The sequence below is a fragment of the Agrococcus beijingensis genome (genome assembly GCF_030758955.1).
Classification (GTDB): domain Bacteria; phylum Actinomycetota; class Actinomycetes; order Actinomycetales; family Microbacteriaceae; genus Agrococcus; species Agrococcus beijingensis.
This window is the reverse complement of the sequence record NZ_CP132360.1, coordinates 178,228-190,127: the sequence shown is the minus strand read 5'-3', so window position 1 is coordinate 190,127 and position 11,900 is coordinate 178,228. Positions and strand designations below refer to the sequence as shown.

The window sequence follows — 11,900 nt, the reverse complement described above, 5'->3', positions numbered from 1 at the left end:
CGGGTCGCCCCGCCCTCCACAGGGGGTGCTACTGCGCCGGAGCGAAGTTGTAGATGGACGGGACCGCCTGCTGCACCTGCGGCTCGACGGTGACCGTCGCATCCGTGTAGAACAGCTGGTCGGGGCGGTACAGCGGAGCGAACCAGGCCTGCTCGACGACGTAGCGGTTGACCTCCACCGCAGCGGCTTCGAGCTCCTCGTCGGTCTTGGCCGCCTGCACCTGGTCGATCAGCGTCTGCAGCTCGGGCGTGGTGCTGTCGAGCGAGTTGTAGAGCGCATCGGTCGAGATGATCTGGTTGATCGCCACCCACGCCTCGCCCTGGAAGAGGAAGAAGAACGCCGACGGGTGGTTGCCGCTGGCGATCTCGGAGACGAGGTCCTGGTCGGGCACCGCCTCCGCCTGCAGCGTGATGCCGACCTCGGACAGCTGCTGGCCGATGGTGGCGAAGAAGATCTCGAAGGCGCTGACGCTCGGCGCCGACATCGTGAAGCCATCCGCGTAGCCGGCCTCGGCGAGCAGCTCGCGAGCGCGCTCCGGGTCGTACGGGTAGGCGTTCTCGAGCTCCTCGTCGAACGCGCCCGACTCCGGGCCGAACGGCTGCGCGGTGGGCGTGCCGTAGCCGAGCTGGAGCGCCTCGAGCAGGGCCTCGCGGTCGAGCGCGTGGTTGATCGCCTGGCGCACGCGCACGTCGGCGAGCTCGGGCACGATGGTGCCGTCGCGGTCGAGCAGCAGCAGCCCGACCCAGTCGGTCGGGTAGGCGATGCGCTCGAGGCCCGCGCCGTCGACCTGCGCGGTCGAGCGTGCGTCGATCAGCGCCGCGTTGATCTGGCCGGAGACCAGCGCGTTGGCGCGTGCGGCGTTGTCGACCAGGAACTTGAAGGTGATGCCCGCGAACTTCTGCAGGTCGGGGTTCCAGTAGTCCTCGCGCGCGGTGAAGACGTACTGCGAGCCGGCGACCGTCGACGCCGTGTCCATCACGTAGGGGCCGGAGCCGACGGGGGCTGCGCCGATCGCGTCGCCGTCGAGCGCGGCCGGGCTGCCCATCAGGCCGGCTGCCTGGCTCAGGAAGTAGGTGAAGGCGGGGTCGGGCTCGGTGAGCGTGATCTCGACGGTGTCGGCGTCGACGGCGGTCGCCGACTCGAAGCTCGCGAGCTGGGCGCCCTGGCGGCCGTTCTCGGCCTTGAAGTGCTCGAAGTTCGCCACCACGGCCTCGGCGTCGAACGCCTCGCCGTCGCTGAAGGTGACGTCGGTGCGCAGCTCGAGCGTGAGCTGCGTGTTCGTCTCGTCGTAGGTCCACTCGGTCGCGAGCATGGGTGCCAGCGTGCCGTCGGGCTCGCGCAGCAGCAGCGTGTCGTACGCGGCCTGGTAGGGCTGCAGCAGGTGGCCGACGTGGGCCTGCGCGGGGTCCCAGTCGGTGATGTCGGCGACCGCGCCGATCGTGAGCGTCTGCGTGGGTGCGGATGCGTCACCGCTGGCGGCGGGCTCCGGTGCGCCTGCGGCGCAGCCGCTGAGCACGAGCCCGGCGGCGGTGAGGACGGCGGCTGCCGTCACTGGGGTGCGAAACTTCATTGTCTCTCCTGGGGGTGACTCGTCTTCGAGTGGATGGTGCTGGGACTTGCTGGTCGTGCTCGGCTGCCCGCGGCTCTCGCCGCCGCTGCCCGCCGGTCAGAGGTGAGGACCGGCGGTGTGTCGGCCGCGACAGGCGGGCAGCCGGTCCTGAGGACTTGGCGTGCCTGCCGCGGCCTGGTCTCAGGATCGGACCGGGAACTTGCCCTCCTCGGCGATGCGGCTGTTGAGCTCGGCGAGGTACTCGTCCTCGTCGAAGTCGAGCCCGACCTCACGGCCGGTCCAGCTCGAGAGGTGGATCGCGTTGGCCAGGCGCACGCCGTTGATGCCCTCGGCTCCGGGCGCGAGCAGCTCGCCGCCCGTGAGCACGCTCTGCGCGAAGTCCTCGAGCACGCCCGAGTGCTGCTCGCCCCACGGGGAGTCGAACTCGATGACCTCGGTGGTGTAGAGCTCGGTCGCGTCGAAGTCGCCCATGAACATGCGCATCACGTCGTCCATGCTCATCGCCTCGCTGAGCTCGCGCTCGGGCTTCTTCAGGCGGGTCACGGTGGCCGTCTTCGAGTTCTCGACGACGATCTTGCCCTTGTCGCCGAGGATCTCGAAGCGGTCGGTGCCGGTGATGTCGTGCGTGGCCGTCACGAACACGCCGGTGGCGCCGTTGCCGTAGTCGACCACGGCGGTCACCTCGTCCTCGACCGCGATGTCGCGACGGAAGCCATAGGCGACCTTGGCGTAGACCGACTTCGGCACGCCGCAGATCCACTGCCAGAGGTCGAGCTGGTGCGGGGCCTGGTTGACGAGCACGCCGCCGCCCTCGCCGCCCCACGTAGCGCGCCAGTCGCTCTGGTCGTAGTAGCCCTGCGGGCGCCACCAGGTGGTGATGATCCAGTTCGTGCGACGGATGTCGCCGATCTCGCCGTTGTCGACGATCTCCTTGAGCCGCTTGTACAGCGGGTTGTTGCGCTGGTTGAACATGATGCCGAAGGTCAGCTCGGGCTTCGAGGCGGCGAGCGCATTGAGCTCGGCGACCTGCTTCGTGTAGACGCCCGCGGGCTTCTCGACCAGCGCGTGGATGCCGGCCTCGAGTGCGGCGATGCCCATCTCGGGGTGCAGGAAGTGCGGCACGGTGGTGACGATGGCGTCGACCTCGCCGCTCGTGAGCACGGTGTCGAGGCTCTCGTGCAGCGCGACCCCCGGGTAGAGCTCTGCGGCCTTCGCCCGGCGCTCCTCGCTGTGATCGGCGATCGCGCCGATCTCCATGCTGGGCACCATGCCGTCGGCGATGAACTTCGCGTACATCGAGCCCTGGGCGCCGAACCCGATGATGCCGATCCTGACCTTGTCGCTCATGCTGCGTCCTTTCGCACGGTCGCACGAGCTCGCTCGGGGAAGGAGCTGTCGTACACCGCAGTGATGGTGGAGAGGGTGGCGAGGCCCGCGTCGGCGCCGATCCAGAAGGGATCGGGATCGGCGAGGCTCGCGTGGAAGTCGTCGATGAGCAGCTCGTGCGAGACGCCCCAGTAGGCGCGCCCGCCGCCCGCCGACTCGCGCTCCCGCACGGTCTCGACCCGGCCGTCGGCGTGCTCGACCGTGAGGTCGCCGCGCAGGGTGAGGGTCGCGTGCTCGGTGACGATCTCGATCGTCACGGGCGAGTTCGCCGCGTGGCCGAGCGTGGCGTAGAGCACGCTGGTCGCGCCGCTCTCGTGGCGCAGCCGCAGCTCGGCGGTGTCCTCGACCTCGATGACGTCGGCGAGCGCGCGGGTCGCGGCGTGGCCGGCGACGTCGGCGACCGGGCCGAGCAGCCACTGCAGGAGGTCGAGGGTGTGGATCGCCTGGTTCATCAACAGGCCTCCGCCGCCGCCCGCCCAGGTGCCGCGCCACGGGCGGTCGAGGTAGTAGTCGGGCAGCCGGTGCCAGAGCACGGTCGCGGCGGCGCCCCGCACGGCGCCGAGCTCGCCGGAGGCGAGCAGCCGCTGGGTTGCCTGCACGGGCGCGTTGTAGCGGTTCTGGAAGCAGACGGCGAGCTTCGCGCCGCTCGCGGCGGCTGCCGCGGCGATCGCCTCGCCCGCGGCGGGCGAGTCGGCGAGCGGCTTCTCGGTGAGCACGTGCACGCCGGCGGCGAGCGCCGCGACGGCAACGGGCTCGTGCTGGTCGTGCGGGGTGCAGACGTGCACGACATCGGGTCGCACGGCCGCGATGAGCTCGTCGACGCTCGCGAAGCCGGGCACGTCCCACTGGGCGGCGGTCGCCGAGCGGCGGCCGGGATCCACATCGGCGACCCCGACGAGCACCGTGCCGTCGCGCTTGGCGATGGCCTCCAGGTGCACGATCGAGATGTCGCCGCAGCCGATCACCGCTGCCCGCACGGGGGTCATCGCGTCTCGATCTCCAGCTCGCGCAGGATCCCCTGCAGCGCGCGGGCGGCCTCGCCGAATGCCGTCGGGCCCGAGAAGCCGCCGAGCTCGTGGCCCTCGGCGAGGTGCGGCTCGAGCGACACGAAGCCCTCGTAGCCGGCGTCGCGCAGAGCGCGCACGGTGTCGGCCACCTGGCCCTGGCCCTGACCGGCCGGCACGACCTCGCCCGAGGCGGCCAGCGCATCCTTGACCTGCAGGTACTCGACGTAGGGCGCGAGCATGGCGAAGCCGTCGTCGTGCGGGCGGGCCACGCCGACCTGCACGAAGTTGGCGCTGTCCCAGGCGAGGCGCAGCGCCGGCGATCCGACGGCCTCGACCAGGTCGAGCACGCGCTCCGGGGTGTCGCCGTAGATGTCCTTCTCGTTCTCGTGCAGCAGCACGACGCCGGCCGACTCGGCCTCGGCCGCCAGCAGGCGCATGGCGGCGATGACGTCGTCGCGGATGCTCTCGACCGGCACGCCTTCGGCGCGGAAGAACGAGAAGACGCGGATGCGGTCGGTCCCGAGCGCCTGCGCGACCCGGATGATGCGGCGCAGCCGCGCGACCTCGAGCTGCGGGTCGAGCGCGACGTCGACCTTGCCGATGGGCGAGGCGACGGCGCTGACGCCCATGCCCGCCTCGCGGAGGATCGCGGCGAGCTCGTCGAGCTGCGCGTCGTCGAACTCGACGACGTTCACGCCCCAGGCGCTGCGGACCTCGATGTGCTGCGCGCCCAGCGCCTTGAGCACGGCGACCTGCACGCGGGGATCCGGATCGATCTCGTCGCCGAAGCCCGAGAGTGTCCACGTTCGCGTCGTCATCGTCGCCTCGCCTTCGAGTGATCATGCGCCGCCGATGTGGCGACTGGCCGCAACTCTACGGCCGCCCGCGCGTCTGTGCAAGCGGTTGCCAAAAGTTTTTCCACGAGGTTGCCAAGCAATGCGCACATCGGGTCACCCGTGGCTTTGCAGGCTGTTCAGCGAGATTTGGCAACCGGTTGATCCGACGATTCGAGGATGGGATGATGACGACTCACCGACGACATGGCGAAGGAGCCGCGATGGCAGATCTGACGAAGGCCCCGTTCCACCTCGATGACGACGCGGTCGCGTGGGTGGAGGAGACGATCGCCTCGCTCACCGACGAGCAGAAGGTCGGCCAGCTGTTCATCAACCTCAACACGCGGTTCGACGAGGACTACCTCGACCGCGTGGTCGGCGCGTACGGGGTCGGCGGCATCCGCTACATGGGCGCGGGCTCCGCGGCCGTGCAGGAGCACATCCGCTACGCGCAGTCCGTCGCGAAGGTGCCGCTGCTGGTCGCCTCGAACCCTGAGATGGGCGGCTTCGGCTCGATCGACGACGGCACCCTGGTCGCGACGCACCTCGCCGCCGGCAGCCACCCCGACGCATCCATCGCCCGCGACCTCGGCGACGTCGCCGGGCGCGAGACCGCCGCCCTCGGCTGCAACTGGGCCTTCGCGCCGATCGTCGACATCCACCGCAACTGGCGCAACACCGTCGTCAGCACGCGCTCCTTCGGCAACACCGCCGACGTCGTCATCGAGCGCGCCAAGGCCTACTTCGACGGGCTGAGCGCCCACGGCTCGGCTGCCGCCATGAAGCACTTCCCCGGCGACGGCATCGACGAGCGAGACCAGCACGTCGTCACCAGCTACAACACCCTCGGGTGGGACGAGTGGTGGGCGAGCGACGGCCGGGTCTACCGCGAGATGATCGACCACGGCGTGCAGTCGATCATGATCGGCCACATCGGCGCCCCCGAGCTCTCGCGGCACCTGCGGCCGGGCATCGAGGACCGCGACATCATGCCCGCCACCGTCGCGCCTGAGCTGCTGCAGGATCTGCTGCGCGGCGAGCTCGGCTTCAACGGGCTCATCCTCACGGATGCGTCGATGATGGTCGGCCTCACCCAGGCGCTCCCCCGACGCGAGGTGATCCCGGCCACCATCAACGCCGGCTGCGACATGATCCTCTTCTTCCGCGATCCCGAGGAGGACCTCGCGGTCGCGCTCGAGGCGGTGCGCAGCGGCGTCATCTCCCCGGACCGCCTGCACGAGGCGCTGCAGCGCATCCTCGGCCTCAAGGCATCCCTCGGCCTGCATCGGACGCCGCGCGAGGAGCTCGTGCCGCCGCCCGCCGCGCTCGCCGCGATCGGCACCCAGGAGCACCACCGGATCGCCGCCGACATCGCCGACAAGGTGGTGACGCTCGTGAAGGACACCGCGGGCAACCTGCCGCTCGACCCCGCGACGCATCCGCGGATCCGCCTCTACGGCATCCGCGGCGCCTTCGACTTCACGGGCGTCGAGCACGACTTCGTCGACATCGCCCGCGAGGAGCTCGAGGCGGCCGGCTTCGAGGTGCACGTCTTCCGCGACGCCGCCCAGCGGCGGGCGGACGGCGAGGAGGGCGTGGCCTTCCACACCGTGATGGCCGACGAGGCGAACAGCGCCTACACCGAGCGCTACGACGCCGCCGTGGTGGTGGCGAACGTGACCGGCTTCGCGCAGGAGGCATCGGTGCGGATCCGGTGGTCGTCGCCCATGGCCGCCGAGATCCCCTGGTACGCGGCCGAGGTGCCCACCGTCTTCGTCTCGCTCTGCCAGCCGAACCACCTCGTCGACGTGCCGATGGTGAAGACCCTCGTGCACGCGCACATGCCGAGCCGCGAGGCGATCCACGCGACGGTCCAGAAGATCACCGGCAAGAGCGAGTTCCAGGGCACGTTCAACGAGAACGTGTGGTGCGACGGCATCTGGGGCACGCGGATCTGACGCGGCGCCGGCCGACGACAGAGGGGCCGACGACAGAGGGGAGGTGCCGCGAAGGCACCTCCCCTCAGCCGTCCGAGGCGCGCTACGGCACGACGGTGACGAGGCCCAGCGCCGTGGGCAGCCACATCGACAGCTGCGGCACGAACACCACGATGAACAGGCCGATCAGCAGCGCGACGAAGAACCATGTCAGTCGCTGCGTGACGGCCTCGACGCGCACGCGCGAGACCTGGGCACCGACGAACAGCACGTTGCCGACCGGTGGTGTGATGTTGCCCAGCGCCAGGTTGAACACCATCATCGCGCCGAAGTGCACGGGGTGGATGCCGATCTCGACGACGATCGGCAGCAGGATCGGCGTGAAGATGAGGATCGCGGGGGTCGGGTCCATCGGGAGGCCCACGATCAGCAGCAGGACCATGATGATCAGCAGGATCACGATCGGCTCATCGCTGATCGAGAGCATCCCGTCGGCCATCAGCTCGGGCATGCGCGTGAAGGCCATGACCCATGCCAGTGCCGACGAGACCGCCACGAGCAGCATGACGATGGCCGTCGTGCGGGATGCGTCGAGCAGCGCCTTCGGCAGGTCGCGCAGCTTGAGCGTGCGGTAGACGGCGCACAGCACCAGGCAGTAGACGACCGCGATCGCGCTCGACTCCGTGGCGGTGAACTGGCCGGAGAGCATGCCCCCGACCACCACGACGATCATCAGCATGCTGGGCACGGCGCGCCACAGCACGATGCTCGCCTGCTTGAGCGTGGGGCGCTCCGTGCTGCGCAGGTCGGGGCGCTTCCGGGCGTAGAGCGCGACGACGAGCATGCAGGCGAGTGCCCAGACGAGACCGGGGCCCACGCCCGCCATGAACAGCGCGGCGATCGACTGGCCCGAGACGAGCGCGTAGACGATGAAGGTGTTGCTCGGGGGGATCAGCATGCCGGCCGGAGCGGCCGCGACGTTCACGGCCGCCGCCCACGGGCGGTCGTAGCCCTTCTCCACCATGCGCGGCGTCATGACCGTGCCGACGGCTGCCGCTGAGGCGACCGCGGCCCCGGAGACCGCACCGAACATCGTGTTGGCCACGACGGTGGTCTGGGCGAGCGAGGCAGGGAGGCGTCCCGACACGACCTGGGCGGCATCGACGAGCCTGGAGGCGATGCCGCCGTTGTTCATCAGCACGCCGGCGAACACGAAGAACGGGATCGCCAGGAGCGAGAACGAGTTGATGCCGGTGAACATGCGCTGGCTCGTGGCGAGCACGGCGCCGTCCCAGCCCAGGATGACGACGGTGGCGGCGAGGGCCGGCAGGCCGACGCTGATGGCGATCGGCACGCCGAGGGCGAGCAGCACGACCATGCCGGCGACGAGGATGGTCGCGGCGAGCGTGACGAGATCCATCAGATGGCCTCCGCATCCTCGTGGCTGACGAACGCGGGCGCGCGGCCGCGGATCACGTCGATGACGGTGAACAGCGAGTAGACGATGATCAGCGCGCCGATGATCGGCATCACGAGATACATCTGCCCGACGGTGAAGGGGAGGGCGACGAGGCCCTGGTTCCAGGCGCCGGCGACCACGCGAGTACCGCCCCACAGGAGGGCGGTGGCAGCGAAGAAGATCACCACGCCCTCGATGCCGACCGCCATCCACTTCGCAGCCCGCTGGGGCAGCTTGCGGATGAGCAGGTCGACGGCGATGTGGCCGCGCTCGCCGAAGACGAGCGCGGCCGCCACCATGGCGACCCAGACGAAGAGGTAGCGGGCTGCCTCCTCCGTCCAGGTCGCCGGGGCCGCCAGCAGGTTGCGCGATGCGACCTGCCAGACGACGACCAGCACGAGCGCCGCGAACAGGACGATCGAGACCGTCTTCAGGACGGCGTCGATGCCGCTGCGGATCACGTGCATGAGATCAGGCGTCGGCCTGTGCGGCGCGAACGGCGTCCCAGAGCGCCTGCTGCTCGTCGGTCTGGATGAAACGCTCGATCAGCGGCGCGATGGCCTCGTCGAAGGCGGCCGTGTCGACGTCGGTGAACGTGGCACCGCCGGCCTCTGCGGTCGCGATGGCCTCCTCGGTCTGCGTCACCCACAGGTCGGCGTGCTCCTGGTACGTGGCGTCCCACTCCGCGTCGAACGCGGCGCGGTCCTCCTCGGACATGCCGTCGAGCATCGCGCTGTCGGCGATCATGTAGTCGATGCCGACCAGGTGGTTGGTGTTCGACCAGAAGGGCGCGACCTCGAAGTGGCGCTGCGTGACGTAGGAGATGGCGTTGTTCTCGGCCGCGTCGACGACGCCGGACTGCAGCGCGGTGTAGAGCTCGCCGAAGGCCATCGGGGTGGCGGCACCGCCGAGGGCCTCGGCCATCGCGATGTGCAGCTCGGACTCCTGCACGCGCAGCTTCTTGCCTGCCATGTCGGCCGGCGTCTCGATGGGACCGAAGGAGGTGTAGACCGAGCGCGTGCCCTGCGTGAGTCCGCCGACGACCGAGATGTTGTTCGACTCCTCGAGCGATGCGAAGAGGTCGCCGACGATCTCGTCGTCGTGCACGACGTCGAGCTGGCTCTCGATGGTCGTGAACGCCGTCGGCAGGTTCAGCACGCCGAAGTCGGGGTTGAGGTTCTCGAGCTGCGTGCCCGAGACGATCGACAGGTCGATCGTGCCGTCCTGCACCAGCTGGATGGTCTCCTGCTGCGCGCCGAGCGTCTCGTTCGCGAAGACGTCGATGCTCCAGCGACCGTCGGTCGCCTCGCTCAGGCGCTCGCCGAACGAGGTCAGCGCGATGTACGAGGGGTGCTCCTCGGTCTGGTTGAGCGCGAGCTGCAGGGTGCCGCCGCCGGCAGCCGCCGGCTCGCCGGAGCTCGCGGGTGCGGTGCCGCCGCTGCAGGCCGTCAGCATCAGTGCCGCGGCGCCGACGGCGGCGGCGATGCCGAGCGTCTTGGTGGTGCGCATGGTGTTCCTCACTTGCATGGGTGCGAGGGCGAGGAGCTGGGGCCAGCGCTCGCGGGTTCGCATCATCGAGAACCCGCGGTGACCCGGGGTCTGAGGATCAGACAACCACGAACGCCCGACTCTGTGCAACCGATTGCCATAACGATTCGGCAACCGGATGCCGTCTTGTCCCCCATCCGCCGATCCTCGAGCACGTCGCCCCGGTCGACGCATCCGCCGACGGCTACGCTGGGCCAGTGACCAACGCCAACATCGCCGTCGTCGGACTCGCCGTCATGGGTTCGAACCTCGCCCGCAACCTCGCCTCGCGCGAGGGCAACACCGTCGCGGTCTACAACCGCACGACCTCGAAGACCGACGACCTGCTCGCCGCGCACCCCGAGGCCGGCTTCGTCAGGGCCGCCACGATGCAGGAGCTGGCCGACAGCCTGCAGAAGCCGCGCACCGCGATCATCATGGTGAAGGCCGGCCGACCCACCGACGCCGTCATCGACGAGCTCGTGAGCGTCTTCGAACCGGGCGACATCATCGTCGACGGCGGCAACGCGCTGTTCACCGACACGATCCGCCGCGAGGCCGCCGTGCGCGAGACCGGCATCCACTTCGTGGGCTGCGGCATCTCCGGCGGCGAGGAGGGCGCGCTCAACGGCCCGTCGCTGATGCCCGGCGGCACCGCCGAGTCGTACGAGACGCTCGGCCCGATCCTCACCGGCATCGCCGCCATCGCCGAGGGCGAGCCGTGCGTGACCCACGTCGGCACCGACGGCGCCGGCCACTTCGTGAAGATGGTGCACAACGGCATCGAGTACGCCGACATGCAGCTCATCGCCGAGGCCTACGACCTCATCCGCCGCGGCACGGGCAAGACCCCCGCCGAGATCGCCGACGTCTTCGACGAGTGGAACCGGGGCGAGCTCGAGTCGTACCTCATCGAGATCACCGCCGAGGTGCTGCGCCAGGTCGACGCCGAGACGGGCCAGCCGCTCGTCGACGTCATCCTCGACGCCGCCGGCGCCAAGGGCACCGGCGCCTGGACGGTGCAGACCGCGCTCGACCTGGGCGTGCCCGTCTCCGGCATCGCCGAGGCCGTCTTCGCCCGCTCGCTGTCGTCGAAGCTCGCGCAGCGCGCCGCGGCATCCGACCTCCCGGGGCCGTCCGGGTCGTGGCAGGTCGATGACGCGGATGCGTTCATCGAAGACGTGCGCCAGGCCCTGTTCGCGTCGAAGATCGTCGCGTACTCGCAGGGCTTCGACGAGATCGTCGCTGCCGCCGAGGAGCACGGCTGGGACATCAAGAAGGGCGAGGTGGCCCGCATCTGGCGCGCAGGCTGCATCATCCGCGCCCGCTTCCTCAACGACATCACCGACGCGTACGCGGCCGACGCCGACCTGCCCGCGCTCATCCTGGCGCCCTACTTCCGCGACGCGATGGCCGCGACGCAGGAGGCCTGGCGCCGGGTCGTCGTCGCCGCAGCGCAGGCGGGCATTCCCTCGCCCGCGTTCTCGTCGTCGCTCGCGTACTACGACGGCCTGCGCGCCGAGCGGCTGCCGGCAGCGCTCGTACAGGGCCAGCGCGACTTCTTCGGTGCCCACACCTACCGCCGCATCGACCGGGAGGGCACGTTCCACACCCAGTGGTCGGGCGACCGCACCGAGATCGCCGCGGTCGACACGCACTGATCGCCGTCGCCCTCCCATGAACGCGTTCCACGCGGACTCCTCGCACCTCGAGCGCAAGGAGGTGCTCAGCTGGGATGGCTTCGGCGCGGCCGGTCGAGAGCTCGCGCAGGCGGTGGCCGACAGCGGCTACCAGCCTGAGATCGTCATCGCCGTCGCTCGCGGCGGGCTGCTGCCGGCGGGACATCTCTCGTACGCGCTGGGGCTGAAGCTCGCCGACGCGATCAACGTCGAGTTCTACGCCGACGTGCACCAGACGCTGCCCGACCCGGTGCTGCTGGCGCCGCTGCTCGACCGCGAGTCGCTGCGCGGCAAGCGGCTGCTCGTCGTCGACGACGTCGCCGACTCGGGGCGCACGCTGGCGCTGGTGCTCGAGCTGCTGCGCGGCATGGGAGCCGAAGCGCGATCCGCCGTGCTCTACGCGAAGTCGGCCTCGATCGTCGACCCCGACTTCGTCTGGAAGCGCACCGACGAGTGGATCGTCTTCCCCTGGTCGGCCGAGCCGCCCGTCTCCGCCTGA

The 11,900-nt window shown here is 70.2% G+C and carries 10 protein-coding genes; 3 read left to right on the top strand and 7 right to left on the bottom strand.

The genetic code is table 11. The annotated features are described in order from the left end of the window. Positions 1-28: 28 nt before the first annotated feature. The 4 genes from Q9250_RS00865 to Q9250_RS00850 all read right to left on the bottom strand — a co-directional run bounded on the left by Q9250_RS00865 (position 29) and on the right by Q9250_RS00850 (position 4,781). Entirely contained in the window at positions 29-1,570 is a 1,542-nt protein-coding gene (locus Q9250_RS00865; protein WP_306232688.1) for an ABC transporter substrate-binding protein, read from the bottom strand. A gap of 180 nt (positions 1,571-1,750) precedes the next feature. Next, positions 1,751-2,917 carry a Gfo/Idh/MocA family protein gene (locus tag Q9250_RS00860; RefSeq protein ID WP_306232687.1) on the bottom strand — a complete coding sequence of 389 codons (1,167 nt, stop codon included), beginning with the start codon at positions 2,915-2,917 and terminating at the stop codon, positions 1,751-1,753. After that, positions 2,914-3,942: a Gfo/Idh/MocA family protein gene (locus Q9250_RS00855; RefSeq protein WP_306232686.1), complete on the bottom strand. Its 1,029-nt coding sequence runs from the start codon at positions 3,940-3,942 to the stop codon at positions 2,914-2,916. Before Q9250_RS00855 ends, Q9250_RS00860 begins: the two co-directional genes overlap by 4 nt. Beyond that, on the bottom strand, positions 3,939-4,781 hold the full coding sequence (locus Q9250_RS00850) for a sugar phosphate isomerase/epimerase family protein (RefSeq protein ID WP_306232685.1): 843 nt from the start codon (positions 4,779-4,781) through the stop codon (positions 3,939-3,941). Before Q9250_RS00850 ends, Q9250_RS00855 begins: the two co-directional genes overlap by 4 nt. A 239-nt stretch (positions 4,782-5,020) precedes the next feature. Here Q9250_RS00850 and Q9250_RS00845 point away from each other — a divergent pair, with 239 nt between their 5' ends. Continuing rightward, positions 5,021-6,757, top strand: a complete 1,737-nt coding sequence (locus Q9250_RS00845; RefSeq protein WP_306232684.1) for a glycoside hydrolase family 3 protein — start codon at positions 5,021-5,023, stop codon at positions 6,755-6,757. Positions 6,758-6,839: 82 nt separating this feature from the next. Here Q9250_RS00845 and Q9250_RS00840 read toward each other — a convergent pair whose 3' ends face one another. The 3 genes from Q9250_RS00840 to Q9250_RS00830 are packed head-to-tail and all read right to left on the bottom strand — an operon-like array spanning position 6,840 to position 9,704. Then, positions 6,840-8,156: a TRAP transporter large permease gene (locus Q9250_RS00840; protein ID WP_306232683.1), complete on the bottom strand. Its 1,317-nt coding sequence runs from the start codon at positions 8,154-8,156 to the stop codon at positions 6,840-6,842. Then, entirely contained in the window at positions 8,156-8,662 is a 507-nt protein-coding gene (locus tag Q9250_RS00835; protein ID WP_306232682.1) for a TRAP transporter small permease, read from the bottom strand. Before Q9250_RS00835 ends, Q9250_RS00840 begins: the two co-directional genes overlap by 1 nt. Positions 8,663-8,666: 4 nt before the next feature. After that, positions 8,667-9,704: a TRAP transporter substrate-binding protein gene (locus Q9250_RS00830; RefSeq protein WP_306232681.1), complete on the bottom strand. Its 1,038-nt coding sequence runs from the start codon at positions 9,702-9,704 to the stop codon at positions 8,667-8,669. Positions 9,705-9,940: 236 nt separating this feature from the next. Between Q9250_RS00830 and gndA the strand changes: the two genes are divergently transcribed. Then, positions 9,941-11,383 (top strand): NADP-dependent phosphogluconate dehydrogenase, encoded by a 1,443-nt coding sequence (gndA, locus tag Q9250_RS00825; RefSeq protein WP_306232680.1) that lies wholly within the window; start codon positions 9,941-9,943, stop codon positions 11,381-11,383. A gap of 16 nt (positions 11,384-11,399) precedes the next feature. Next, positions 11,400-11,900: a phosphoribosyltransferase gene (locus tag Q9250_RS00820; protein ID WP_306232679.1), complete on the top strand. Its 501-nt coding sequence runs from the start codon at positions 11,400-11,402 to the stop codon at positions 11,898-11,900.

Excerpts from the sequence above, each read along its gene's own strand:
- Q9250_RS00865 (WP_306232688.1), bottom strand. The coding sequence starts at position 1,570 with ATGAAGTTTCGCACCCCAGTGACGGCAGCCGCCGTCCTCACCGCCGCC.
- Q9250_RS00860 (WP_306232687.1), bottom strand. The coding sequence starts at position 2,917 with ATGAGCGACAAGGTCAGGATCGGCATCATCGGGTTCGGCGCCCAGGGC.
- Q9250_RS00855 (WP_306232686.1), bottom strand. The coding sequence starts at position 3,942 with ATGACCCCCGTGCGGGCAGCGGTGATCGGCTGCGGCGACATCTCGATC.
- Q9250_RS00850 (WP_306232685.1), bottom strand. The coding sequence starts at position 4,781 with ATGACGACGCGAACGTGGACACTCTCGGGCTTCGGCGACGAGATCGAT.
- Q9250_RS00845 (WP_306232684.1), top strand. The coding sequence starts at position 5,021 with ATGGCAGATCTGACGAAGGCCCCGTTCCACCTCGATGACGACGCGGTC.
- Q9250_RS00840 (WP_306232683.1), bottom strand. The coding sequence starts at position 8,156 with ATGGATCTCGTCACGCTCGCCGCGACCATCCTCGTCGCCGGCATGGTC.
- Q9250_RS00835 (WP_306232682.1), bottom strand. The coding sequence starts at position 8,662 with ATGCACGTGATCCGCAGCGGCATCGACGCCGTCCTGAAGACGGTCTCG.
- Q9250_RS00830 (WP_306232681.1), bottom strand. The coding sequence starts at position 9,704 with ATGCGCACCACCAAGACGCTCGGCATCGCCGCCGCCGTCGGCGCCGCG.
- Q9250_RS00820 (WP_306232679.1), top strand. The coding sequence starts at position 11,400 with ATGAACGCGTTCCACGCGGACTCCTCGCACCTCGAGCGCAAGGAGGTG.